This is a genomic window from Desulfonema magnum, assembly GCF_017377395.1.
GTDB classification, from domain to species: Bacteria; Desulfobacterota; Desulfobacteria; order Desulfobacterales; family 4be13; genus Desulfonema_C; species Desulfonema_C magnum.
The window spans coordinates 3,633,828-3,660,126 of record NZ_CP061800.1 but is presented as its reverse complement, the minus strand read 5'-3'; the positions used below and the strand labels follow the sequence as shown (position 1 = coordinate 3,660,126).

At 46.1% G+C, this 26,299-nt stretch carries 12 protein-coding genes; 7 read left to right on the top strand and 5 right to left on the bottom strand.

The window, feature by feature from the left end:
• Nucleotides 1-135 precede the first annotated feature (135 nt).
• Complete coding sequence (locus dnm_RS14170; protein ID WP_207683287.1) at nt 136-6,573, top strand: invasin domain 3-containing protein; 6,438 nt, start codon at nt 136-138, stop codon at nt 6,571-6,573.
• Nucleotides 6,570-9,998, top strand: coding sequence for an Ig-like domain-containing protein (locus dnm_RS14165; RefSeq protein ID WP_207683286.1), 3,429 nt, complete (start codon nt 6,570-6,572; stop codon nt 9,996-9,998). Before dnm_RS14170 ends, dnm_RS14165 begins: the two co-directional genes overlap by 4 nt.
• 559 nt (nt 9,999-10,557) lie before the next feature.
• Here dnm_RS14165 and dnm_RS14160 read toward each other — a convergent pair.
• Nucleotides 10,558-10,869, bottom strand: coding sequence for a hypothetical protein (locus dnm_RS14160; RefSeq protein ID WP_207683285.1), 312 nt, complete (start codon nt 10,867-10,869; stop codon nt 10,558-10,560).
• A gap of 672 nt (nt 10,870-11,541) precedes the next feature.
• Here dnm_RS14160 and dnm_RS14155 point away from each other — a divergent pair.
• Both dnm_RS14155 and dnm_RS14150 read left to right on the top strand, forming a co-directional pair.
• Nucleotides 11,542-12,474 carry an ABC transporter substrate-binding protein gene (locus dnm_RS14155; protein WP_207683284.1) on the top strand — a complete coding sequence of 311 codons (933 nt, stop codon included), beginning with the start codon at nt 11,542-11,544 and terminating at the stop codon, nt 12,472-12,474.
• Between the two features lie 738 nt (nt 12,475-13,212).
• Nucleotides 13,213-15,042: a methyl-accepting chemotaxis protein gene (locus tag dnm_RS14150; protein WP_207683283.1), complete on the top strand. Its 1,830-nt coding sequence runs from the start codon at nt 13,213-13,215 to the stop codon at nt 15,040-15,042.
• 454 nt (nt 15,043-15,496) lie between these two features.
• On the opposite strand, the gene dnm_RS14145 is transcribed toward dnm_RS14150, so the two are convergent.
• Together dnm_RS14145 and dnm_RS14140 are read right to left on the bottom strand one after the other, a co-directional pair.
• The gene (locus dnm_RS14145; RefSeq protein ID WP_207683282.1) at nt 15,497-17,002 is read right to left on the bottom strand and encodes an ATP-binding protein; all 1,506 of its coding nucleotides are present in this window, start codon (nt 17,000-17,002) and stop codon (nt 15,497-15,499) included.
• Between the two features lie 586 nt (nt 17,003-17,588).
• On the bottom strand, nt 17,589-18,389 hold the full coding sequence (locus tag dnm_RS14140) for a substrate-binding domain-containing protein (RefSeq protein ID WP_207683281.1): 801 nt from the start codon (nt 18,387-18,389) through the stop codon (nt 17,589-17,591).
• Between the two features lie 800 nt (nt 18,390-19,189).
• Between dnm_RS14140 and dnm_RS14135 the strand changes: the two genes are divergently transcribed.
• From dnm_RS14135 to dnm_RS14125, 3 genes are all read left to right on the top strand, one after another.
• Nucleotides 19,190-19,363: a hypothetical protein gene (locus tag dnm_RS14135; protein WP_207683280.1), complete on the top strand. Its 174-nt coding sequence runs from the start codon at nt 19,190-19,192 to the stop codon at nt 19,361-19,363.
• A complete protein-coding gene (locus dnm_RS14130) occupies nt 19,360-19,701 on the top strand; it encodes a cache domain-containing protein (RefSeq protein ID WP_276571903.1) in 342 nt (113 codons plus the stop codon). The genes dnm_RS14135 and dnm_RS14130 overlap by 4 nt, the downstream gene beginning before the upstream one ends.
• A gap of 261 nt (nt 19,702-19,962) precedes the next feature.
• A complete protein-coding gene (locus dnm_RS14125; RefSeq protein ID WP_207683278.1) occupies nt 19,963-21,759 on the top strand; it encodes a methyl-accepting chemotaxis protein in 1,797 nt (598 codons plus the stop codon).
• 75 nt (nt 21,760-21,834) lie between these two features.
• Here dnm_RS14125 and dnm_RS14120 read toward each other — a convergent pair whose 3' ends face one another.
• Together dnm_RS14120 and dnm_RS14115 are read right to left on the bottom strand one after the other, a co-directional pair.
• Nucleotides 21,835-23,520: a hypothetical protein gene (locus dnm_RS14120; RefSeq protein WP_207683277.1), complete on the bottom strand. Its 1,686-nt coding sequence runs from the start codon at nt 23,518-23,520 to the stop codon at nt 21,835-21,837.
• 2 nt (nt 23,521-23,522) lie between these two features.
• Nucleotides 23,523-26,216, bottom strand: coding sequence for a bifunctional acetate--CoA ligase family protein/GNAT family N-acetyltransferase (locus dnm_RS14115; RefSeq protein WP_207683276.1), 2,694 nt, complete (start codon nt 26,214-26,216; stop codon nt 23,523-23,525).
• Nucleotides 26,217-26,299 lie beyond the last annotated feature (83 nt).

Genomic DNA, 26,299 nt, shown 5'->3' with positions numbered 1-26,299 from the left:
AAAATTTCTTTTTCTTATCCCTTTTCCCGTACTTTCAGGGATAGAAACGGTTACAAGGAAAGCAGATAAGAAAGGGAATTTTCCCTTTCTTATCTGCTTTCCCTGTACTTTTTTGTAAAAGAAAGGATTCTTTTCATGAAATCAAAACGTATTCGTTCTGCGTTTTTTATGTGTATTGCACTTTTCCTGCTTCTGCTTCTCGTGAGTTGCGGGTCAAAAGGTGGTAAAAATGAAGGCGGCGATGAAAACGGATCGAAACCAGTAAAAAGCATTAAGCTTACTACTGATAAATATACTCTTACGGCAAATGGTAAAAGCAAAGCGGTTATTACCGCCACGGTTGCTGATGATGATGGCGAGCTAGTGGATGGTAAAGAGCTTATAAATTTTACTATGATATCAGGTACAGGGCGTTTTACCTCTCCGTATCAGGATGAGGTTACTGAATACGATTACACGTCTAATGGTTTGGCGATGGTAACCTTCATAGCGTCCGAGGAATCTGGTACGGTGACCATTGAGGCAAAATCGGAAAACGGCGTTTCTGATACCATAGATATTATGGTGGAAAACGGTGGAATTATACTTTCAGCAGTGACAAAAGAACTGCTGGCAGATGGTAAAAGTGAAAGTATCATTACCGCGACAGTGAGAGACCCGGCAGGCAATGTCGTAACAGAGGAAGAACGCATTGAATTTGCTATCACATCGGGTGCGGGAACACTTAGTTCGGAAGAATTTGTCTCTGTGAATGAAACGTCAGGTCAAATTCTCTCAACACTAGGAACAGCCAATGTTAAATATACTGCGTCAGAAACACCCGGAAACGTGATAATTACGGCATCGGCCAATGGCTATACAACAGGAAGCATTGATATGATGTTGCTGGATATCGGTGTCATATCTTTAACTGCGGAAAAAAGCAGCATTTTGGCAGATGGTCAGAGTACGACATTGATAGACGCGGTGATAAGGGATAATTTGGGGAATCCCGTACCATCAGGAACAAGTGTTATTTTTTCCACAACAGCCGGCAGATTTGCTGATAATGAACGAATGATCTTTGAAGCAGCGACTGAGGATACTACCGGAACAGTAAAAGTGACGCTGGTTTCCGGTTTTTCGCAAGAAGCGGCCACAGTTACCTGTTCCGCCGGCAGCGTTTCCGGTACCGTAATGGTTCATTTTACGAGTGAACCCGAAAGTGAATATCCGGCAGCATCTGTGGAACTGAGAGCAGATCCGAAGAGTATTCTGGCAGACGGATTATCAGAGGCCATGATAGATGCGCTGATAAAAGACAGTTCGGGAAATCCGGTTCCTTCTGAAACATCTGTTATTTTTTCCACAACGGCCGGCCGATTTAAAAACGGAAAAATGAGCTATGAGACAGCAACAGAGGATGCCACCGGCACGGTTGTGGCCACACTCACCTCCGGAATGACCCCGGACGAGGCAATCGTAATGTGTTCCTCCGGCCGGGTGTCTGACTCGGTTACGCTTTCCTTTACCAAAACCGTTGAAAGCCAATATCCGCCGGCATCTGTGGAACTGAAATCCGAACCAGAAAGCATTGTGGCAGACGGTTCTTCAGAAGCGATTATAGATGCGGTGATAAGGGACAGTTCGGGAAATCCGGTTCCTAAAGACACGGTTGTTGTTTTTTCCACAACAGCCGGCAGGTTTTCCGTGAGCGACAGAATGAGCTATGAGACAGCAACCGTGGACAGCACAGGCACTGTCGCAGTCAAGCTGAAATCAGGAACGACTCCGGAGGAGGCAAGGGTAACATGTTCCGCAGGAAAGGTATCTAAAACAATTACGGTAGATTTTACGACTGAACCGGAAAGCCCGTTTCCGCCTGCCTCCATACAACTGAGTGCAGATCCGATCAAAATCCTGGCTGACGGTATGGCGATTTCAACGATTGACGCGCTGGTAAAGGATATTTCGGGGAATCCGGTTCCTGCACAGACCGTTGTCATTTTTTCCACAACTGCGGGCAGATTTGCTGAGAGCGGAAAAATGAGTTATGAAACCGCAACAGATGATAAGACCGGAGCAATAAGAGCGTCTCTGACTGCGGCTAACACACCGGGAAATGCCAGGGTCACATGTTCTGCCGGCAGCATTTCTAAGACGATCACGGTGGCGTTTGTCAAATCAGCAACTGACGATGTTGAGCCTGAAAAAATTTCCCTGGGCGCGTCTCAGAATACGGTAAAATCAGATAATTCAGACAAAGCAGTCATAACAGCCACAGCCCTGGATGCTGATAATGCGGCCCTGGAAGGCGTTACCATCAGTTTCAGCGCGGAAGGCGGTCAGTTAAGCGCATCCACGGCCATAACCGATGCCACCGGAACTGCACAGGTGGAATTTTCATCCGGCACGGAGACAAAAGAAAACAGAACCGTATTTATCACCGCGTCGGCCGGCGAGCATCAGAAATCTGTGCCAGTGAAGATTGACGGAACCACGGTCACGCTTTCCACGAACAGAACAGACCTTGGCAAAGCAGTTCTCACTGTCACAGTGAAAGACGCGGGGGACATTCCCATATATGAAGCGCCTGTCGTTGTCAAGAGTGTTGATCCTGATGATTCAGTCACGGAAAATAACATGCTGGTTCAGAACCTGCTTGCCCCGGATTATAAAGCCTACACCACAGATGTCAGCGGTGAACTAAAATTGGAAATCACGGGCAACACAAGAACAGGGGGGGCCATGGTGAGGGTGGAAGCCCTGGGAGCCACAGCCACTCAGGAATATACAGTGAGTTCGGTGGGCGCTGAGTTTGCCATTACAGAGCCGTCAGAAGACCCTGCCGGCCTGCATACCGGAAATAATCTGAAAATCACAGTCAGCGCCGCGGGCCGGAAAAAGGTGAAATTTACCACCACCTTCGGAACCTGGGAATATGAAGGCAGGGGTGTTTTAAGTAATGATAAAAAAGTGTTAAGTAATGTGCCTGTGATCAGTGACAAGGCATCGGCCCTGCTCACTTCTGATGAGGCCGGTCTGGCTACCGTTCAGGTTCTGGATGAAGACACGCCGAGTGTCTCAGATACATTAAAGGTAGCCATCTCCGCGTCAAAAGCCGCAAAAATTTCGCTTCAGGCCACAGCTACGAATATGTCCCCGAGTACCGGAGACGAAGTGAACACTGTGGGCCTGATCGCGACCGTGAAAAATGAAAATGACCAGGTGGTGGGGGGCGCGCCTGTGGCGTTCTCCATTGAAAACACCACGGGCGGCGGAGAGAGTGTCTCACCTGTTTATGTGCTGACAGAGGACAGCGGTACTGCAAAAGCCACATTTACATCCGGCGCTTTAAGTTCGGACGCAAAAGGCGTCACAATCAGAGCGGTCGTTGTGGATACGCTTATTGCCGACACTGTCTCTGTTATTATTGGAAAAACCCCGGGATCCGTACTCATCGGAACAGGCAACAAAGTGTTATCTGTCAACAATGATACCTCGTATCAGCTCCCCATGTCCGTAATGGTGTCTGACGCAAACGGAAACCCGGTCGCCAATGAGAATGTGTCTCTTGGCTTATGGCCGGTCAGTTATGCAAAAGGATACTGGGGAACCTGTCAGGACGGGTCCGGCATATGTCCTTACCACATCAGCGTGCATCCCAATGAGGACAAAAACCGGAATCTGACCTGTGATAATTGTCTGCCTTGCGGAAATACGAGTGAACTGAATGAAGATAAAAACGGAGATTGTGAGCTGACTCCCCTGAACACTGCGGCAGGTGTGATCCCCGGAAGCGTGACCACGGATGAGAATGGCGTTGCCAATTTTGATCTGGTTTATCAGAAGCGGTCTGCTATCTGGATTGAGGCTGAAATCTCAGCAAGCGTGCTGGTATCCGGAACAGAGACCCGTTCGACTTACAAATTATGGCTGGGCTATCTTGAAGGTGAGCAAGGGAGTTTGCCGCATTCGCCTTATAATACCGGCATAGAAGATTTGGAACCTTATGCGGTTTTTGTAACTGCGACACCGAGTGTTCTAATGGCCGGCAGTTCCAAGACAAGCAGGATTGAAGCCAATGTGGTGGACATTCTCGGCAGTAATGTGGAAGAACCGGTCACAGTGATCTTTCGCACCACATCAGGAACCCTTTCAGCAAATTCCGGATTGGCGTCGGAAACCGTTGAGGTCGAGGCAGACACATCTGATGGTATTGCCACAGCGTGGCTTACCGGTTCGAAATATACAGGAACCGCGACAATTACCGCGACGGTGAAAGATTATGAAGATGTATCCGGAACCGCTCAGGTAAGCTTTACCCCCGGAGCTCCGGCCAAAAGCAGGACCACGATTTCCGTGGCCTCTCCGAATCTCACGGCTGACAGAAAGAGTACCACTGAAATTGAGGTAAAGGTCAGCGATGAAAACAGAAATCCCGTGGCTGACGGGACCACAGTTGTGTTTGAGGTGACAACGGGGACGGGTTCCCTTTCTTCGGGACTTGTACCCACGACAGACGGCGTGGCCACGGTGGTCTATACAGCGTCTGACACTCCGGGAAATGTCACGGTGACAGTGAGCGCGGCCGACGGGACAGAACTCGGAACTGCAACTATCAGACTGATAGAAGCCCGCGTGGGATCCGTATCTGTGAAAAGCGGCGCTCAGAGCATTGTGGCGGATGGGACCGCACAGACACTGATTTCAGCGACTGTGACAGATGAAAAAGGGAACCTGGTGAAGGACGGCACAACTGTCACATTCACCGCCACAGCGGGACGGCTTGCCAATATTTCCCCCACGGCAAACGGGGTGGCCACTGCCATGCTGATCAGTCCCACAACTTCGGGAACAGCAACGGTGACGGCCACCGCGGGAGGGGTCTCATCAAAAACGTCGGTTGAGTTTGTCGCAGGACCCGTGGCCCAGGGCGGAATTACCCTGACGGCAACGCCTGACAGCCTTCTGGCGGATGGGGCAAGCACAAGTGTGATCCGTGCCCTGGTCAAAGATGCTCACGAAAACCCTGTTGGCGGGGAAGTGATCCGTTTTTCCATCACAAAGGGAGAAGGAACGCTTTCCGCCCAGACATCTCAGACAACGCTCGGGGTGGCCACGGTCACTTACAGGACATCTGATATCGCCGGAGAGGTGGTGATCAGCGCCAGTTCCGCGGGAGGTGCGACTCAGACGGTAAGACTTTCGGTGGCCCCGACCACTGTGGGCAGAATTTCAATGAACGCTTCTCCCACTGATATATACGTGACCGGTGTGGGAAAATCTCCCACAACAACCACGATAACCGCTGCTGTGACGGAAGACGACGGAACTACCCCCATCGCAGGGGTTCCCGTGGTTTTTAAGGATGTGAGTGATATTATTCCGTCGGTGTCCCTGCCTTCGGGGAATACCTATAGCGGAACAGGAGCCTCCACCGCGTCATCATTTCACAGCAACGGCGGTCTTATGGGATTTACCCTCAGCCATACCGGTGAGAAGCTCACGGTTTACCTGCAAAATGATGATACCAATGTGCGTGAACTTCTGGAGACGAAAACCGGAACCTTTGTAGATGCGAGAAGAGAAAAGGAAATGGAACCCGGGAACTATCACTTGGAGATCACGGAAAGCAACGGTGAATGGACCGTTAAAATCGACGGAAACATTGAAAAAGTTCCCGAGGGAAATCCTGTTTATCTGGGGACTCAGACCACTGATGCAAATGGCAATGCTCAATATACATATACCAGTACCAAGATCAAAAAGACGGTCACGATCCGGGCCGAAAGCGGCGATCTGAGTGAGGAGGTCAATATCAACCAGCTGCCGGGTCCGCCCACCAGTATGGACCTGAGTGCTGATCCGGATAAGGTTTACGCGAACGGAGAAAATAAAATCGCTATCTCAGCCAAAGTGAGAGATGCCAATAACAATTTGGCCGGAGACGGCACACTGGTTACGTTTGAGTCAGCACTCGGTACCTTTGAAGAACCGAATGTGGAGACCACGGACGGTGTTGCCCAGGCCACCCTGATATCTCCCATATCCCCACCCCCTGAAGAATCGCCTGTGGGGGAGAGGAATCGTACTGTGACGGTAAAAGGCACGGCAACGGTAGAGAACAGAAAAGTTGAAAAAGAAGCGGATGTGGAATTTCTGTGGGTATCCCTCTTCAGCGCCGAAGGAAATCCGCCCTCTGTTACTGCGAACGGGACTGAAGAAACAGTCATAACAGTGCATTTGAATGACGCGAGCGGCGTTGCTGTGGCAGGTGAGACAATTACCTTTGAAACAGAAAAAGGCACGTTGACAGCCCATTCTGCGGAAACAGATGAAAAAGGGATTGCCACGGTTATCCTGGTTGCATCTGACGAGCCGGAGGACTCAGTGGCAGTGACCGCCAGATATGGCATAAACGCTGCTGCAACCGCATTTGTGAAATTTAAGGAACCCATCCAAGCTCCTCTTGCCAGTATGAGCCTCAAACTTGACCCCGAGGGGGGCCTTCCCGCGGACGGGGTCAGCACAGCTAAAATCACAGCCAGCTTTACTGTGGAGGGGGGGGAACTGTTCCCGTTACCAGCGTGAGTTTTTCTGTTATTCAGGGAGAAGGAAGTTTCGGAGGGAAAAAGACGACCACTGCCAATACCGACGACGGTACTGCCACTGTTATTCTCACCAGCGGTTCTGTGGCGGGAGAGGCCACGATTCGCGTGGAAGCGGAAAATCTGACCCAGGAAATAGATGTGAGATATACTTCAGGAAGCATCTCGATGCTCATCATTCCCAATTCGATTCTGGGCACGGGCCGGGGGGTGGCTGAAATCACGGCAACGGTAAAAGATGTTGACGGAAATGTTGTGCCTGAGGGAGAGCGTGTCAAATTTTTTCTGAATGATCAGAATATGGGGGAACTTGAAACCACAGAAGCCGCAACCAATGAACTGGGGGAGGCCAAAGTTAAATTCCGAGGCTCCACCAAAGGCGGCCTGGTGGAGATCACCGCAATGTGGAATGATGATGTGGAAGGCACAGAGACCCTCGTGATTCAGCCGCCGCCGGCTTCTATCAGGATGGTTGAAGATACGTCGGATTTTCCCAACCCGAATCCCAAATCCATAAACATTAAAGGCACGGGAGGTCAGTCAACTTCTCAGATATCTTTTGATGTCAAAGATTCAGAGGGCAAGCCTGTGGCGGATGGCTACAGGATTGACCTTGTCATCCTCAGCGGACCCGACGGCGGAGAGGTGATTTCACCGATTACAGCGACAACGTTTACTTATACGCCCGATGAAATCACATATGAGCCAAATGATTATTGTCTGGGATGCTGTTCAGGACACAGCGGAGTTGTCTGCACAGATGACGGGGTGGTCAGGTGTGGCGACGGTTCCGCACTGGATGATGAGTGCAAAAGCAAGGGATGCAAATGTGAAAGAAGCAACACGGGAAATGACATGCCCGGACGGGTCAGCACGGTGCTGCGAAGCGGTTTCAAACCAGGGCCTGTGAGTATTAAGGCCACCTATCACTATGACAGTAATGTCACCACCGCCACCAGTCAGATTGCCATTGAAGCAGGCCCGCCCGTGGGTGAGGAATTCGGAATCAGTGCCCGGAATGTAAATATAGGCGGTCTGGGAGTGAATAACTCCATCGAGGTCAGCGTGGGGGATTTTTGGGGAAATGCCATCCCGGATAACACGGCGATCTCATTTAAAACTTATAACACAGGCGGTCTTGCGGAGCCGGGCAGTGCGGTCACACAGGGAGGGCAGGCTGAAACATCGCTTCTTTCCACACCGAGTCCGGTTCCCATGCAAGGGGTTGTGTCTGTGACGGCCGAAGCCATTAACGGGGGAAGAACCACCCATGTCACTTCTCTGTCAGTGGTTCCCGAGACCGAACACAATCAGATCCTTTATGCCGGAACAGACGGGGGAGGTGTTTACAAATCCATGAACTCCGGAGCTTCCTGGGAAAATATCAGTCGTTCTTCAAGCGTTCAGGGACAAAACTGGATTGATCCTTATGTCAATGATGTCGCGGCGGACCCGGATAATGCGAACACAATATACGCAGCAACTGGCTATCTCGGGGAAGGAAAGATTTATCGCAGTCTGGACGGAGGCTTAAACTGGAACAGCAACACGCCTGAGGAATGGAACGGCATATTCAACAGCCTTGCGGCAATTTTAACGGTTTTGTGTGATGATGACGGAGCTGACGGCCCTGATGACCGCTATGTATGGATCGGAACCCAGGGATACGGAACCTACTTTGCCAGTGACGGAAAGAATTTCCAATGGGGAGACGTGATTGAGCCGCTTGAACCCACAGAACTAAATACAGCCGGCAATTACACCAATTCGCAAAATAAGGGCAAGGGCTACATGATAGAACCCACACTTTCCGCAAGTTCAAGGAGCGACACATGGACAGTGACCTATCATTGGGATGCGGATTATGATCCCCCGAGATTTGACTGGGAGGTAAAAAGTGACAGAAACGGTGTGCAGAGATTAAAAGCCTTTAATGACGAGCCGTATAGTTCGGATAATAATGAGGTCTCTTTTACGATTGTTGAGAGAGGCGCTTCCCGAAGTTTTGAAGAAAATGACACGTTCAGCTTTAAGGTGACAGAAAGCGGTCTGGGGTACGGGGCTTATGTTCAGGACTTTGTCAAAGTGAACGGTACGCACAGGGATTCTGCCGTGTTGTACGCGGGTACCTCGACAAATGTTTTTAAAAGTACGGACGGGGGCCGGGCATGGTCTAAGCAGGGGTCCTTTACTGGCGATTATATCACTGTCTTAGCCTTGCATCCGAATGCCACAGGCGGAGAAAATGACATTCTTTATGCAGGAACAAAAAGTGCCGGGACATGGGTCTCCAATGACAGCGGTACCACTTGGACCGCCCATACGAGCGGTATGGGAAGGGGCCTGAGTGCCTCTGCTCCGCTCATGGGCAGGGACAATGAGGGGCTCGGTGTGGTGAAGGATAATAAGGTAACGGTTCTGCCAGGGTGTTTGTCTGAAACGTGGACAGTCACTTGTACAGAAGAAAAGCCCAGGGGGGGAATCTTCAGTGTGGAGGGGACGGTTTCCGGAACACAGGCTGCCAGTTATGATATTAGCACAGGTTCCTATACCATTCCCAACGTGCTGAGTTTCACGATAATTGATGGCACGATAAATGACATCTCCGGTGAGGGCGGTTTTAAGCTGGGGGACATGTTTACCTTCCGCACCACCAGGGATCCGGGACGGCACATCAGAGACCTTTTGGTAGATCAGGGAAATAACCTGTTATACGCAGTGAGTTATTTCATGGGGACAAAGGAACCCCATCCGGTGGGCAATATCTATGTCCATGACCTGGAACCTGATGGCCGTATGGCTCCGGGAGATTGGAGAGAGGCAAACAGAGGGCTTCCTGAGTTTGACCCTCCGGATGATACAACCCTTTTTGCCCAGCATATCATCGCACCGGATGTCCCCGAAAATCCGACAGCGCTTTATGTCGGAGGAGAAGGTATCAATTTTTTCAAAGCCTTAACCGGTCTGGAGACTGGCGATCCCCTTTGGCAGGAGAGCAAGACAGGTCTTAGCAATGTTATTATGGCTCGGATGCCCATTCTTTTTTCAGGCGAATGTACCATGGAGGTCACACCTGATATACCTATTGAAGAATTTAGTCAGAATGATACGGTCACCTTTACCATATATATTCAGGATGAAAACGGAAATCCGCCTGTGGAGGGATCAGAGCTTTTGGTGGTAAAAGACTATGGCAGCCCTGTTGGAATAATAAAGCTTTTTCGAGAGCAATATCCGGATACCTACACTTACGACGGGACTTGGAAGGATCCTTCGGATCCGAGTACAAACAGGCCTTTTGTATTTTCCATCACTGTTGATACAACAGTTATATTTACCTTCACCCCGATATGCGGGGCCGAGGCCCCGGGGTGTTCCGGGCTCGAACAATCGTATTCATATTATTAAATCTGTTTGTTTTTGTCCTGTCAAAATCCACACAGCAGCCCGAAGCGTTTTCAGGACAAAAGGAGTGCAAAAATAGAACGAAGTGGTTTTTTGCACAGTCCGGAAAAAATTTTTTAGCTGCTGACACAGCCGGGTCAGGCCAGACTGCTGAGTCGGACAGGGTTACAAGCCTTGTCCGACAAAGCTTCTGAAATTTATTGATATCCGACAAATTTTCAAAAAGTATTTTTAGCGCTGTAAGCCTGAAGAAGATAAAAATTCCCGCTCCCGGGAATCCGTATTTTTCCGCGGTTCTGCTTGTAAGTACCTGAGCAAAAATTTTTTATATTTGTCCGGGAAGAAACCCGGGTTTTTTCCCGGAAAGACCCGCCGCCCGTGAAGGAAAAAGCCGGATTTCTCCGCAGTTTGCAGAAAAAAAGATATATAAAAACTTTTGCACAGGTAGTTATAATCTTGCGGCGGTTCTGTCCTGTTCTGCTTGCAATTGTTTCTGTCTGAGTAACCTCACCGAATAATTTTAAAATCCATTTTACCCTGAAATATTGTGTTTTCCTGCGTTCTATTCAGAAAAGCTTAATCCCATAGTGACACGGGTAATCCGACTATCAGAAATATCAGACACAGTTTTCAGTTCCATTTTGTATGTGTCAGTAGATCGAAAAGTTTCCGGGCTGTGTTCAGGACAACAGAGAAACCCGGCTTTTTCCCCGGACGAAGTGTCGCTCCCGCCGGAAAAAGCCGGGTTTCTTCCCCGTCCGTCCTGTCTGCCCGCGGGGGCCTGAAAACTTTTTCGATCTACTGTGTGTCCGAATATCTGATGGTTACCCGCAAAAAAAGCCCGGCAATGAATTGCCGGGCTGTTTTCACTCATCCCCGCTGCCCCCCCTGAATCCGTTATAAGTACCCGATCAAAAGTTTTTTATACATTCTTTTTTCTTCGAGCGGCGGAGAAACCCGGCTTTTTCCCTCAGGGCCGGCGAATCATTCCGGGAAAAAAGCCGGGTTTCTTCCCCGGGCAAATATCGAAAACTTATGGTTAGGTACTTAATCAGAAAAAATTAAAAAAGCTGCGTAACTTAGGGAATTCGAAATAAATAATATGCCCGATACAAAAAACGGGTGGGTGGAGCGAAGCGCAACCCACCGCACAAGGTGGGTTGCGCTTCGCTCCACCCACCCTACATTTCGGGTATTTCGGGTATTTTATTTTTGAGGAAATCCTTTATAGAACGAAATTTGTTTAGGTGTCGCTTTTGAGTTTTTATCTTTCGCAAAATTTTCTTGTTTTTTTCTCAGCAAAAATGGGAATATTGTAATTTGGCTGACAATATGCTCAGATGAAAATTGCGGATCATTTGTTGACATTCACTGATGAAAGCAATAATTAGCTGAATATGAAAGAATATCAGAAATATTTAATATCATATTGTCATTATCAGAATATTTACAGCAAAAAAATGAAAAGGAGAATGCAGTGTTCCCAAAAAAGCTGTGCTATTTCACTGGAATCTTTGCTTTTTGTATTTACGGATTGTTTTTCCAAATGGCTCAGGCCGCCCCGTTCAGAGTCCTGGTAGTGATGAGCTATGAAGAAAAATTTCTGTGGAACAGAGAGATCAGACAAAGTATAGATTCGCTGCTGACAGGCACCTGTGAAATCAGATATTTTTATATGAATACCCAACTGAACCAGGACGACAGTGAGCAAAAAGCACAGGAAGCGTACATGCTGTATCAGAAATTTCAGCCTGATGGCGTCATTGCTGTGGATGACAATGCCCAGTCCATGTTTGTGGTTCCGTATCTGAGAAACAAAGTCAGAACACCGGTGATGTTTTGCGGGGTCAGGGCGGAGCCGGAGACATACGAATATCCGGCTTCAAATGTGTCGGGAATTTTGCGACGGCCTCATTTCAACCGCTCAATTATTTTTGCCCAGCAGCTTATTCCTTCTGTCAGAGCCATCGGATTTATCATGAGAGACGGCCATCAGGCCATGACGCTTAGGAATCAGGTTTTAAGCGAATCAGACACATATCCTGCCAAATCTGTTGCTTTTAAAATGCCAAAGACGCTCAGGGAGGCAGTGGCAATGACAAAGACACTCAGAAAACAGTGTGATCTGTTATTCATAGGAAATTTTAACGGAATACCCGGTGACGACGGTAAGCCTCTCGCACAAAAACAAGTGGTAAAAATTCTGGTAAAAGCATTTGACAAACCTACATTTGGCAGCCGTTTGGCTGATATAACCTATGGGATATTATTCGCCATTGTTGAAAGGGGACAGGTACAGGGCAGGATGGCCGCCAAAATGCTGCTGAAAGCCATGCAGGGAACTTCTGTTTCCAAAATCCCGGTCACCAGAAGTCGGAGAGGGGAAAGGGTCCTTAATGTGACAGCTATGAAAGCATTGGGAGTTATTCCTCAGCCTGAGGCGCTGCTGGGGACTGAATTGGTAAAAACAGAAGAATGACGAACATCACCAAGAACAAGGCGTGCCAAACTTACAGTTTGCCAAGGAAGTGACCGGTCATAAGGGATTTCCCCAAAAATAAAATACCCGAAAATGTAGGGTGGGTGGAGCGAAGCGCAACCCACCTTGTGCGGTGGGTTGCGCTTCGCTCCACCCACCCTACGTTTTTGTATCGGGTATGTTATTTATTCCGAGTTCCCTAAGTGACCGGACATAAATTTTCAGATATAAGTACCCGATCAAAAGTTTTTTATACATTTTTTTCTGCGAACCGCGGAGAAACCCGGGCTTTTCCTTCAGGGTCAGCGAATCATTCCGGAAAAAAGCCGGGTTTCCTCCCCGGGCAGATATCAAAAACTTATGGTTAGGTATTTAAATCAGACATACCAGCTATGAGGTTTCCCAAACCTCGCAGCGCTTGGGACAAAAATTTATTCGGACATTGTTTCCGACAAAAACAAGAATCTTGTGTTAAAAAAAATAGTATTGTGTTATGGTGCTGATCACCTGAAATTTATGCAGAAAATTAAGTGATTCCGATATGTTCATCATTTGAAGCTGTCAGAAAAAAACAGATGATTAGTCATACCAAAAACGGAGAAAAAAATGAATAAGTCAGCCTTTTTTTTTCATAGAAGTATTCCTAGAAAACTTTTTTTCATTAATTTGCTGGTGTGTATTGTTTTTATTTTGATGACCATTTCTGTTGTGTTGTCATTTCAATATATCGAAGATGAAATGACAAGAATATTCAAAGTGCAGCTGGATCACATCTCCGAAAATTCCCAGGTCGGGAGAGAACTTGCACGAGTGGCCGCGGACTCGGATCTGCTAGTCAGCACATTTTTCGGAAGAGAAGATTTTTTAAAAACTGAGGGTGAAAATCTTATCCGTCGGATAAGCGCTCTCATGGAAAAAACTACGAATATGCAGTTAAAAGAATTGCTGGGCAAATTCAGACAAAAGATTGAGGAGGTTATTAAACAGTGCGAGACGGTGAACCTTACCTATCGGGAAATGGATGCGCTTAATCAGCAAATTGATACCAGGTTGAGCCAACTGGGAGAAGTCATTTCTCAAAAAATACTTAGTCTGACAATGGAAGGTAGGGATTCGTCGGTTATAGAACAGCTGACTTTCATGGTCTCCGGATATCGTGAAACGCTTCCCCGACTCACCATCCGATTTAACAGGCTGGGGCTGAAATATTTTGAAGCACCGGTGAAAAAAGAGGGGCATCCCATGCTGACATTGCTGAACGATCTCCGGCTGAGACTCCGAACCCTCAGTGCATCTGATCCGGATATTGCCAAGTACGGGGAGCTTCTCAGACATGATGTCCGGAAATATACGGATACTGTTTTGCAGTTTCATACAGTTGCCGGAATCCTCCGGGTGAGTCTGGATGATATGGAAGCGCAAACAGAGGTTCTGCTGGGTATGATGAAAAAACTCGTCCAAAATGTCACAAAAATGGGTCAGGAAGGAACCGAAACTTTAAAAAAAGAAATTTCCGAAGGAGTCACCGCGGTACTTCTGATAACATCCTTTATGACGCTGACCGTCACCATCCTTGTATTTTTCCTGAGCCGGTCTGTTACTCAGTCGCTGGATCGTGTTATCAAAGGTCTTCAGGATACTTCCAGAGGAATTATGGCCGCGTCTTCTCAGGTACTGTCCACCAGCCATCAGCTCGCGGCCGGCACTTCGGATCAGGCCACATCTTTGGAGGAAACATCTGCCTCTCTTGAGGAGATAGATGCCTCGATCCAAAAAAATGCGGACAATACCACCTATGCGGACCAGATTGTGAAAGGATCGCTGAAAGGTGTCAGAGCAGCAAACCTTTCAGTGTCACAGCTCATTGAATCCATGAATGAAATTTCCGAGGCAAGTGAGGAAATTCGGAAAATTATAAAAACCATTGATGAAATTGCTTTTCGAACCAATCTCCTTGCACTGAATGCCGCAGTGGAAGCAGCCAGAGCAGGAGAAGCCGGAGCAGGATTTGCCGTGGTGGCCGATGAAGTGAGAAATCTTGCCATGCAGTCGGCCGAGGCATCAAAAAATACTGCCATGATTATCAAGAGTACCATCAGCAAGGTGCAGGACGGCTCGGAATTTGTTTCAATGGTAAATCAGACTTTCGCCAGCGTGGAAGCGAATTCTCATAAAGTCAGCAAACTGGTGGGAGGAGTTGCTGTGAGTTCGAACCAGCAGGCACATGGAATTGGTCAGGTCAGTCAGGCAGTGATCAAAATGGATAAAGTTGTTCAGGGAAATGCATCCAAAGGAGAGGAGCTGGCAGGCACATCTGAGGAAATGAATGCCCGGGCAGAACAAATGAATGAATTTGTTGAAGAGTTGGCTGTCATGGCAGGCAAACGCCGACAGAGTTATGCAAAAAGGGGATATAAACCTTCGGAGCAGGAGCCAAATAAAAAAACAGCGTCTGTCCCTGAAAAAGTTTCACCACAGCTTGAAAACAATAATTTTATGGATAAAAGAGAACAGGTTCGGCCTGACGCTCTCATCCCTTTGGATGATGAGGATTTTGATGATTTTTAATATAAGTACCCGATCAAAAGTTTTTTATACTTTTTTTCTATGAGCAGCGGAGAAACCCGGCTTTTTCCGTCACAGGCGGCGGATCGTTCCGGTAAAAAAAGCCGGGTTTCTTTTCCGGACAGATATCACTCAATAAGTACCTCTGCAAAAGTTTTGTATCCAAATTATAATGTGAAATGTTGAATTAACAAATATCAGCTTCAATAAAAATGGCACAAAATATTTGATGAGGTACTTAATAAACTTTTTTATCCAATCCGGCCGGACTGCCTGTCATTCCGTCCGACGACCCGACTGAGTTCGCCGAAATAAATCTGAGATCACGCCTCAGCCTGCGAAAGCAGGAGTCCGTTTTTGGCAGATGCCATACCTGCGGAAACAGTGGATTCCTGCTTTCGCAGGTATGACAAAAAAAATTTGATTACCGAGTATCAGAAAATTTATGGTTTGATACTTACTTTGGCACTGAGGCCGGTGGGACATGGATATCGTCACTCATCGGAATCGGAAGCGTAATAATGAATGTGGTGCCTTCACCTTCTTCTGAACTGACATCCAGCCAGCCCCGGTGTTCCTCGATAATGCGGGAGGCAATACTCAGCCCCAGGCCGGTGCCTTCCTCTTTGGTGGTGAAAAAAGGCTGAAAAATTTTTTCCTGTATGCTTTTCAGAATTCCGGGGCCGTCATCGCTCAGACGGATAACCGCCACCCGGTTCAGCGGCTGCACAAATGCCTCTTCTTCATGGATTACAATTGTCCCTCTTTTTTCCATGGACTCACAGGCATTCACAACAAGGTTGGCGACAACCTCCTTGAGCTGTTCCGGGTCAGCCTGAATCTCCGGAAGCGGACGCTTACGAATAATTTTTACATTCACATCATACGATTTCAGGCGATATTCCAACAACTGAATCGCCATATCCACAACCACGGAGGGACTGATTTGCTGTATTTTAAGCCTGGGAGGGCGCGAGAATTCAAGAAAATTCTGAACAATGTTGTCAATATGGCGAATTTCCTGTGAAATAACATCAAAATCCTCTTTCTGGGCATCGGTCAGTTCAAGGGACCGGCTTAAAGAAAACAAGCGCATTTGCACTGATGTGAAAGGGTTCCGGATGCTGTGAGCCATGCCCGCGGCCAGTTTTCCCACCATGGCCATTTTCTCGGCCTGTAAAAGATGTTCACGGCTTTTTTCAAGCTCGGACTGTGTATAATCAACATCTTCAATCAGCCCCCGCACACTTCGGCTGAGGGCTTTGATCTCATCCTCAGACTGAGGAACAGCATCCTTCCTGCTGTCCGCCTCCAGTGTCAGTTCGCGAACCGGCCCCAGTATATGGTTTATAAGGATAAAGGCGAGAAGCACTCCCAGAGAAAAAACAGTCAGCATGCTGACCCCTGCGATGAACCTGAGTTTTCTGGCCTGAATCTGGTTTTCTGCCTTTGTCTGAATGATTTGTCTTTTATGAATATTTTTGTATGCCTCACAGAGATCGAAAAGTCTGGAAAAATGCTCTCTCACTTTCTGATGAAGTCTGGTGCCTGCCTCCTGTTCTCCGGCTTTGTAATGTCCGATGACCCGGTCTTTGGCAGTGACATAAAGCAGATATACGGATTCGATCTGTCTGACGGCTTCTTTTTGCTGATGACTGTTCACAAGCGAGCGGGCTTTGTTAAGCCGGTTTCTGAATATCTGACGATATTCTCCCAACTGCCTGAGCCAATCCGGATCGCTGTCCAAAAAATAATAAGACACAAATCCCTTCTGGTTTATCAAAGCTGTTTCCAATGCTTCTGCCCTCTGGAAACCCGCCACATCTTCATCAATTATGGCGGTCAGCAGCGATTCCATTCGGTAGGTGTACCACACCGTGACCACCCCTCCCATCAGCGTGATAAAAGCCAGGGCAGCCAAAATAATATAAATTCGGATACGCAGATTAATTTGATTCCACATTTTACCTCAATATAATTTTTTTTGTTTTTTTAATCAATACTTCGGACAGTTTTTGTAACTTACTGTTTTTATTAGGGCTGACGTTTTTTTATATCAAGGATTAAAGTCTTTTAATTTCAATAAGTTAAAATTTTGTCATTCCTGATTTTCAAAAACTGTCCGAAGTATTGTTTAATATTGGAAAAATTCTGTCCGGTCGCCATGAAAATCAGCGAATTTAGTAACACAGGGAAAAGTATTGATCAAGCAGGAATCAGGCGTATTTTTTTTATTGTGAACACATCTTGGAGGACACCAAATTTTTCGGGTGTGTCCCACCTTTTATATGAAAACGGATATCATACGTCTGTCTGTCAGACATCCGGACTTCGCGGATATTGGAAAAAAACGATTTTTATAAATATATTCAGAATGATAAGCTTCAGCAGCAGCCTTATCAGGACTGAGGACAGGCAGAGGCTTTATATAAAAAGTGGGACCCGCCCGTTTTTTTGTTCGAATCGGGTCAAAAAATTTGATCATCGAGTCATGCGACTGCCCGGACATCAGGCAGTCCCATGAATTAGCAGGAATGACTCGGGTCTGTTTATTTTACAGGTAACATACCTTTCTTCTTCATAAGTTTTATTCCTTTATCTGATAATGCAAAATCAATGAATTTTTTTGCATCACCCACGGGTTTTCCTTTTGTGACAAAAGAAAATATCTGATAATAAGGATAATCTTTATCTGTGGGATCAATATTGTTTACTTTTAATGTTTTGGTTGTTCCCATTGTTGTCTGTGCCCCGAGGGATATAAAAGAGATTGACCATGGAAAATTTTTAACGCCTTCAATGACCATTGTAGATTGGAATGTCATGTAATCATATTTTATTTCCTCATGTTTCATGGCCTGACGTTCGAAATTTTTATATGCTGCTGTGTTTTTTCCCGGAATAAAAACAACAACAGGCTGATTCGGTCCGCCCAGTTCTTTCCAGTTCGTAATTGTTCCGCTGAAAATATCCCGAAGCTGTTGTTCGGAAATATTTTTGACAGGACAGGATACATTGGTGATAATAGCAAGAGGGTCTCTGCAGAAAGGCGTTTCCACGTATCCGCTTTCTCTCTGACGATAATACAGGCCTCTTGTGGTGCTTGCGATATCGCTGAAGCCGTTCATCAGACGATACACAGCAGAACCAGAGGAAGAGACATAGACTTCGACCTCGGTTCCGGTTTCCTTGGCAAACGCATCCAGGCTCTCCTGTCCGAAGGCTTCACGAATCTGCGCGGAACAGCTATATTTCAGGATTTCCCCGGCATTTCCCACCGAATCAGGTATCATTGCCCAGGAAAACATAGTCGCGACAAACAGTATTATTACAATGGACGATTTTTTCATAAAGGGGCCTCCTTTTTTCAAAATGGTCTGAGTCATTCCCAATTTGCATACTACCGGACGAAAAATTCGTAATCTTTGTTAAATTATTCAAAATCAGATAGTTAAACGAATCGAACATTTATACCCAATTTAATAATTTCAATAGGTTATAATTTTTTGTCCGGTAGTATGCCCAATTTGTTAATAAATTTGCTGAATTCTCCTGTCCTGCACAGAAGAAATCAAGATTTTTTTAATCTTTAATTATTGCAATTGATATGCCAGAACAGACCGTAATCATTGATCAATAATTAGCTGTCCGATATGATTGTCAATTATTCTGAACGCATGAGATATTTTAAAAAAAATATGACTGAACACTTGTCGGTTTTTTTTACAAATTGTAAAGTGTTAATATTCGGTGATGACAAACAAAACGGGAAGGAACAGCGGAAAAATCGGCCTTGCAGATATTCTGTTCTGAGTTATGGAACGGTGAACTTTGTTCCAAAACACGGTTTCACTACCATTAAATTCATATAACCTATTAAAATTTCTTGACCTTAAATTATAATGGTATAAAATGATTTGTTATCATAATAAAAAATATCACACAGGCATGTCTCATGCTAAAAAGAATTCAGGTCGTCAGAACCGTCAGAGAACTGCTGGAACTTATTGGACATAAGGCACCTTTTTTAATCAGGTGTTCATACAGGGTCCTCAGAAGCGAATTTTCAAACTTTTCGATCTGACCATACATCAACATCTGGCATGAGTTTGGTAAACAAATAACATAAACTGAATGAGGAGGTAAGAAAATGAACCAAAAAACAATGGGAAAGATTATACTGGGAGTGTGTATCAGTTTCCAATTATTCATCATATGCGCATTTGCTGAACCGGTCACTCCTCAACGCGTCATGGAATTGGCCAGGAAATCCGTCAAACTGATTGAGAAAGAAGGACGGGATGTGGGGCATTCCCGTTACTGAGCGATCCGAAAAGCGAGTATGTTGACGGGGAGCTGTATGTCTTCACTTACAATATGGATGGAACGATAGTACAGCACCTGAGACCGGAACTCGTGGGTAAAAATATGATGAATATCAAAGACAAATACGGAAAATGTCTGGCATGTGATTTTGTGAGAATTGCCAGAGAAAAGGGAATGGGATGGTCTCAGTACTGGTGGCCCAAACCGGGAAGCGGAGAACTTTCCTTAAAAATAAGCTATATTATGAAAGTTCCGAACCATGAACTTTTCGTCGGAGTAGGGGTTTATGATATGACGTTAAAAGAAGTCGAAGCTGCAATAAAAAAAAGTGATTGACACCTAAATTGAGCGATTCTTTTCAGAAAAACTGGCTGAAAGTCTGGCAACCAGGGCTTTGTGTATTTTACACTTTTCACCCAACGGGTGAAAACCCGGAAACCGCCGAAGCCCTGATACTATAAGCCGGGAATCATATTCAGGCCAAAGAATCGCTCAATTTAGGTGACAGTATGTTTTACCGAATCCGAGCATCTGTAAATGACACGGATACTGTTTCCCGTTATCTGTTGGCAGGGTGATCATATGGGGAGGTCATGAATGAAGCAACATATAAATATAATTGGAAATCGCTATAGTATCGGAATCAAAATTACCCTGTTGCCCGTATTAGGACTGCTGGCTTTGTGTTTAGTGAAAGGCATAGACCTGTATATTAATATTCAAGGAAATAAGGCAGTTCAACTGAGTCAGTATGGAAGTGAGATCGCTTGGTATATAACGGAACGGATGCTGCTCGAAACCAAATATATAACTCAGCCAAGTGAAAATATATTAAAACATATATTGGAACAATCCAAAAGGATTGATGAAATTTTAAAAAACACGGAACAGCTTGAGATCAGCATAGGAGGTCAGGAATTTATTAACATCAGGGACTCGGCAAAGAGCCACCGCGATCTGTTTGAAAAGGTCGCTGAAGTCGTCCTCGGCCTGTCAAAAAACAGGGCCAGTTTGGTATTTCATTTCAATGAAAGCGATGATTACCTGAAAAAAGCGATTGAAAAAATTATTAAGGAAGAAACAGAGCTTACAATTATACAAGGAATTGATCTGCCGAAAAAAAAAGTGGGATTGCGAAGCGGGCTAAAGGAAATTATGAGTTATTCCGCTTCTTCTCTGTTGAACCTCAATGAACTGTTCATGTTTTCCGACAGGGATAAATTCGAAAAAGAACATCACGCCTTGTCAAAAAATATGGAAATCAGTTTTAATAATACAAGCGGAATAGTTCTTGCCGTCAATGAAGCGGGCTATACAGATATTTGGAAAAAAATTGTCGAAAAACGACAAACCATTCAATATACGATAAACCAAGTCTATTCAGAATGGAAACAGGTAAAATTATTGACCGCGGAACTCGAAAAAAATAATACAGAATTGAAACATCATATTCAGAAAGCTACAAAAAAAATCAAAGAAAACATGTCTGTTATTCAGGAAAAGGGACATCAGCTTAGTTTGTTGTCTGTTTTGATGACGATCCTGCTTCTCACGATCTTGAGCATCGGGGTGATTCGCTCAATTACGCATCTTCTCAGCCATGTGGTCAGCGGTTTAAATGAAAGCACGGAAAACGTATCTTCTGCGTCCGAAAATGTCTTATCTGCAAGTCAGCAGCTTTCGCAGGGAGCTTCGGAACAATTGCATACCATCGAAGAAGGCACATCTTCACTGGATCAGCTATCCACCATGACTCGCCAAAATGCGGATTATGCAAATCAGGTCAGTCATTTCATGAAAGAAGTGGAAGATGTTGTTGAAAAGGCCAAAATGTCTGTCAAGGAATTGACCACTTACATGAATGAAACCAGTCAGTCAAGTGAGGAAATCTCCAAAATCATCAAAACAATTGACGAAATCGCATTTCAGACCAATCTGCTGTCATTGAATGCTGCTGTTGAGGCGGCCAGGGCAGGAGAAGCAGGTGCAGGATTTGCGGTAGTCGCGGATGAAGTAAGAAATCTGGCGATACGCTCTGCCAATGCTGCAAAAAATACCTCGGAACTTATAGAAAATACCGTCACAAAAATACAGAATGGCTCAAAGCTGGTATCATTAACGAGTGAGGCGTTTTCCGAAGTGGCGTTAAGCGCCGAAAAAATCGGAAACCTGATTCATGAGATTGACATCGCTTCTGACGAACAGGCGCAGGGAATCGAACAATTGTACGGAATCGTCGTAAAGATGAATTTAGTGACCCAGACAAATGTTGACCACTCCAAAGGTATCGAAGATGCCTCGAAAACCATGGATATCCAGACAGAGAATATGAACAAAATCGTGGCGTCTCTGATTTCCCTGATAAAAGGCGGGCGATATGTTGGTGTCAGATAGGCGGAGTAAAGCCTGATCAGTGATGTGATCAGCCAAAGAAGCTGATATCCGGCATCGGAAGACAATACTGTTGACTTAAAGGCTGAACAGGTTTTCCGGTGTTGTTTCCGGAGTGCGAAAAATGCTTTTTCGCAATCGCAAAAATATAATTTTTGCACTCCGGATACGCCCGCAACTCTCCGGAGTGCGAAAATTGCTTTTTCGCAATCGCTTTTTCGCAATCGCAAAAATATAATTTTTGCACTCCGGATACGCCCGCAACTCTCCGGAGTGCGAAAAATGCTTTTTCGCAAGTGCAAAAATAAAATTTTTGCACTCCGGATACGCCCGCAACTCTCCGGAGTGCGAAAAATGCTTTTTCGCAAGTGCAAAAATAAAATTTTTGCACTCCGGATCCGGCCGGAATTTCTCCGGAGTGCGAAAAATGCTTTTTCGCAATTGCAAAAATAAAATTTTTGCACTCCGGATCCGGCCGGAATTTCTCCGGAGTGCGAAAAATGCTTTTTCGCAATTGCAAAAATAAAATTTTTGCACTCCGGATCCGGCCGGAATTTCTCCGGAGTGCGAAAAATGCTTTTTCGCAATTGCAAAAATAAAATTTTTGCACTCCGGATCCGGCCGGAATTTCTCCGGAGTTCGAAAATTGCTTTTTCGCAATCGCTTTTTCGCAATCGCAAAAATATAATTTTTGCACTCCGGATACGCCCGCAACTCTCCGGAGTGCGAAAAATGCTTTTTCGCAATCGCTTTTTTCGCAATTGCTTTTTCGCAATCGCAAAAATATAATTTTTGCACTCCGGATACGCCCGCAACTCTCCGGAGTTCGAAAATTGCTTTTTCGCAATTGCTTTTTCGCAATCGCAAAAATATAATTTTTGCACTCCGGATACGCCCGCAACTCTCCGGAGTTCGAAAATTGCTTTTTCGCAATTGCTTTTTCGCAATTGCTTTTTCGCAATTGCTTTTTCGCAATTGCTTTTTCGCAATTGCTTTTTCGCAATTGCTTTTTCGCAATCGCAAAAATATAATTTTTGCACTCCGGATACGCCCGGAATTTCTCCGGAGTGCGAAAAATGCTTTTTCGCAATTGCAAAAATAAAATTTTTGCACTCCGGATCCGGCCGGAATTTCTCCGGAGTGCGAAAAATGCTTTTTCGCAATTGCAAAAATATAATTTTTGCACTCCGGATCCGGCCGGAACTTCTCCGGAGTGCGAAAAATGCTTTTTCGCAAGTGCAAAAATAAAATTTTTGCACTCCGGATCCGGCCGGAATTTCTCCGGAGTGCGAAAAATGCTTTTTCGCAATCGCAAAAATATAATTTTTGCACTCCGGATACGCCCGCAACTCTCCGGAGTGCGAAAATTGCTTTTTCGCAATTGCTTTTTCGCAATCGCAAAAATATAATTTTTGCACTCCGGATACGCCCGCAACTCTCCGGAGTTCGAAAATTGCTTTTTCGCAATCGCTTTTTCGCAATCGCAAAAATATAATTTTTGCACTCCGGATACGCCCGCAACTCTCCGGAGTTCGAAAATTGCTTTTTCGCAATTGCTTTTTCGCAATCGCAAAAATATAATTTTTGCACCCCGGATACGCCCGCGACTCTCCGGAGTGCGAAAATTGCTTTTTCGCAATCGCTTTTTCGCAATTGCTTTTTCGCAATCGCAAAAATATAATTTTTGCACTCCGGATACGCCCGCAACTTCGCCGGAGTTCGAAAAATGCTCTTTCGCAAGGCAAATTCTCGTAACGAGGGCATTATCATGCTTTCTGAAACTCCAGACTCAGCAGATAGTCATTTGAATCCGGGTCTTTTTGAATTGTAAATCCCAGTTTCCGTCCCAGTGCCAGCATGTTTCTGTTTTCAGGCAGAACGATTCCCCATACTTTTTGGATATCGCCGTGTTCTTTGGCAATCTCCAGACAGCGTTCAAGCAGAGCAGCACCGATTCCTTTTCCCTGCCAAGAATCACTGATCAGCACGGAGAACTCTGCTTTTTTTCCGCCAGCCTCCGTGATGACACGGGCCACGCCCAGCATCTCTTCACCTCCGTTTTCTCCTTCGGTCGAAGATTCGTGAATTGCCACCAGCCCAATTTCCCGGTCATAATCAATCTGCGTGAAGCGTGCGAGTACCTCATGACGGAGATGTTTTATGGGAGAGAAAAATCGGAAATACACACTTTGCGGAGAGAGTGAATAAAAAAGTTTCGTAAAAAGTGGCGCATCTTCCGGCCTGACAGGTCTTATGAATATTTTGTCTCCGTGTTTTGTCTCCGCCCGGATTTCATGGTGATTCGGATAGGAACTGATCACCAGATGTAAAGGTGACGGAACATCGGACGGTTTCAAAAGCACCCGGGCATCCACTGCCCGCACATCGTTTCCCACCACAAGCACGGGATTCATATCCAGTTCTTCGATTTCAGGAAAATCTGTCACAAGCTGAGACAGGCGAATCAGTATTTCTTCGAGCAGCATTAAATTCGCAGGCGGATGATTTCGGTAGCCCTGGAGAATACGATACACCTTTGTCTGCTCCATTATCTGTCTTGCCAGGAGGCGGTTCAGGGGCGGCAAGGCAAGGGAACGGTCCTTGAGTACCTCAGTCATAATGCCTCCCATACCAAAAAGAATCACGGGGCCGAAATCCCGATCTTTTTTGGTGCCGAGGATAAGCTCGTAATCGGGCCGTCTGAGCATGGGCTGAATCGTAACACCTTCAATATCCGCTTTGGGATCATAGGCTTTGGCATCTGCCATGATTCTCGTGAATGCATTTCGCACATCATTTTCGCTTGTCAGATTCAGTTTCACACCGCCCGCGTCGCTTTTGTGCGTGATGTCACGGGAATAGATCTTCATTGCCACGGGAAACCCCATATCTGTGGCCTTGCGAACCGCTTCGTCCTCAGACACGGCCACATGCGTCGGGTTCACCGGAATGCCATAAGCAGTAAGCAGGTCCTTTGCTTCTGTCTCGGTGAGAAGCGGATTCTCTCTTTTCAGTCCTTTTTGTATAATGGCCTTTGCCTTTTCCTGTTCAAATTCAAGCTTTCCGGGGAGCCTCGGAGGAATCTCCTGAAGCATTTCAATTTTTTTGCCATACCGATGAAGGTCCATAAATGCCCGAACAGCCCGCTCTGCCGTGTCAAAGGTGGGAATTCCTGCCTCATTAAAAATTTCCCGCCCTTTTTCCATATCCGCCCCTCCCATCCACGACGTAAACACCGGATAGGGTTTTCCCTGAAGAAGATCAGCCACTGATTTTGCGATATCTGTGGGATCGGTCAGCGCCTGGGGTGCGGTCATAATGAGAAGCCCGTTGATTTCACGAGCCTTCAGACAAATCTCCACCACCTTGCGAAACCGTTCAGGAGGCGCATCACCTAAAATATCTATGGGATTTCCATGACTCCAGTGCGGCGGAAGAATTTCATTTAATTTTCCAAGGGTTTCAGAACTTAATGCGACAGGCTCCACACCGTAATAGTCAAGTGCGTCAACAGCCATGACCCCGGGGCCTCCGGCATTGGTGACAATTGCCAGTCCTGACCCCAGGGGCCGCGGCTGTTTTGCAAGAAGTTCCGCACAGTCAAAGAGTTCTTCAAAGGTTTTCACCCGGATAATTCCGGCCCGCTTGAAGGCCGCGTCATAAATAGCGTCTTCTCCGGCAAGCGCTCCTGTATGAGAAGCCGCAGCCCGTGCGCCAGCCTGTGAACGTCCGGCTTTGTAGGCAATAATTGGTTTTATCCGTGAAACAGCCCGCGCCGCGCTCATAAATTTTCTGAAGTGCGTGAGGCTCTCAATATACATGACAATGCTGCTGACCTTGTAATCACTGCCCAGATAATCAATCATATCCCCGAAATCCGCATCCAGCATGGAACCGATACTCACGAAATAGCTGAATCCCATTTTCTCTTTAAGGGAAAGATCAAGGATAGAGGTGCAGATGGCACCGCTCTGAGCAACCAGGGCCATTTTCCCGGGCAGCGGCATACGGCCTGCAAAGCTGGCGTTCAGTTTTGACTGAGTGGAGACAATACCGAGACAATTGGGGCCGATAATGCGGAGTCCTGAATGTTCTGCCTCTTTTTTAATCTCGGCTTCTATTTCTCTGCCCTTTTCACCCATCTCTTTTCCGCCCGCAGAAATAATGACCGCACCTCCCACCCCGGCTTCAGAACATTCTCTGACAATTCGGGATGCTGTGGTGATCGGCGTGGCAATAATCGCAAGATCAGGTTGAGCGTTAATATCCGGTATGGAAGGATATGCCTCCAAATTCCAGATGGTTTTACGCTTGGGATTTACCGGATAAATTTCTCCGGTGTATCCTCCCTGAATCAGATTACGCATCAGTGCGGAACCAATGGTTCCCTGTTTTTCGCTGGCTCCGATAACTGCAACAGATTTCGGCTGAAACATCTTATCCAAATTATGAACACCCATGATCAGAAAAACTCCTTTTTTTATTGTATAGAAAATTATAAAAACTGTTCCCCCGCGGCTATGCAGAAACAAGGCCATGGCTT

Coding starts and splice junctions, on each gene's coding strand:
- dnm_RS14145 (WP_207683282.1), bottom strand. CDS start 17,002: ATGTGGAATCAAATTAATCTGCGTATCCGAATTTATATTATTTTGGCT.
- dnm_RS14160 (WP_207683285.1), bottom strand. CDS start 10,869: ATGAGTGAAAACAGCCCGGCAATTCATTGCCGGGCTTTTTTTGCGGGT.
- dnm_RS14125 (WP_207683278.1), top strand. CDS start 19,963: ATGAAGCAACATATAAATATAATTGGAAATCGCTATAGTATCGGAATC.
- dnm_RS14120 (WP_207683277.1), bottom strand. CDS start 23,520: ATGCCCTCGTTACGAGAATTTGCCTTGCGAAAGAGCATTTTTCGAACT.
- dnm_RS14170 (WP_207683287.1), top strand. CDS start 136: ATGAAATCAAAACGTATTCGTTCTGCGTTTTTTATGTGTATTGCACTT.
- dnm_RS14140 (WP_207683281.1), bottom strand. CDS start 18,389: ATGAAAAAATCGTCCATTGTAATAATACTGTTTGTCGCGACTATGTTT.
- dnm_RS14150 (WP_207683283.1), top strand. CDS start 13,213: ATGACAAGAATATTCAAAGTGCAGCTGGATCACATCTCCGAAAATTCC.
- dnm_RS14155 (WP_207683284.1), top strand. CDS start 11,542: ATGGCTCAGGCCGCCCCGTTCAGAGTCCTGGTAGTGATGAGCTATGAA.
- dnm_RS14135 (WP_207683280.1), top strand. CDS start 19,190: ATGAACCAAAAAACAATGGGAAAGATTATACTGGGAGTGTGTATCAGT.
- dnm_RS14115 (WP_207683276.1), bottom strand. CDS start 26,216: ATGGGTGTTCATAATTTGGATAAGATGTTTCAGCCGAAATCTGTTGCA.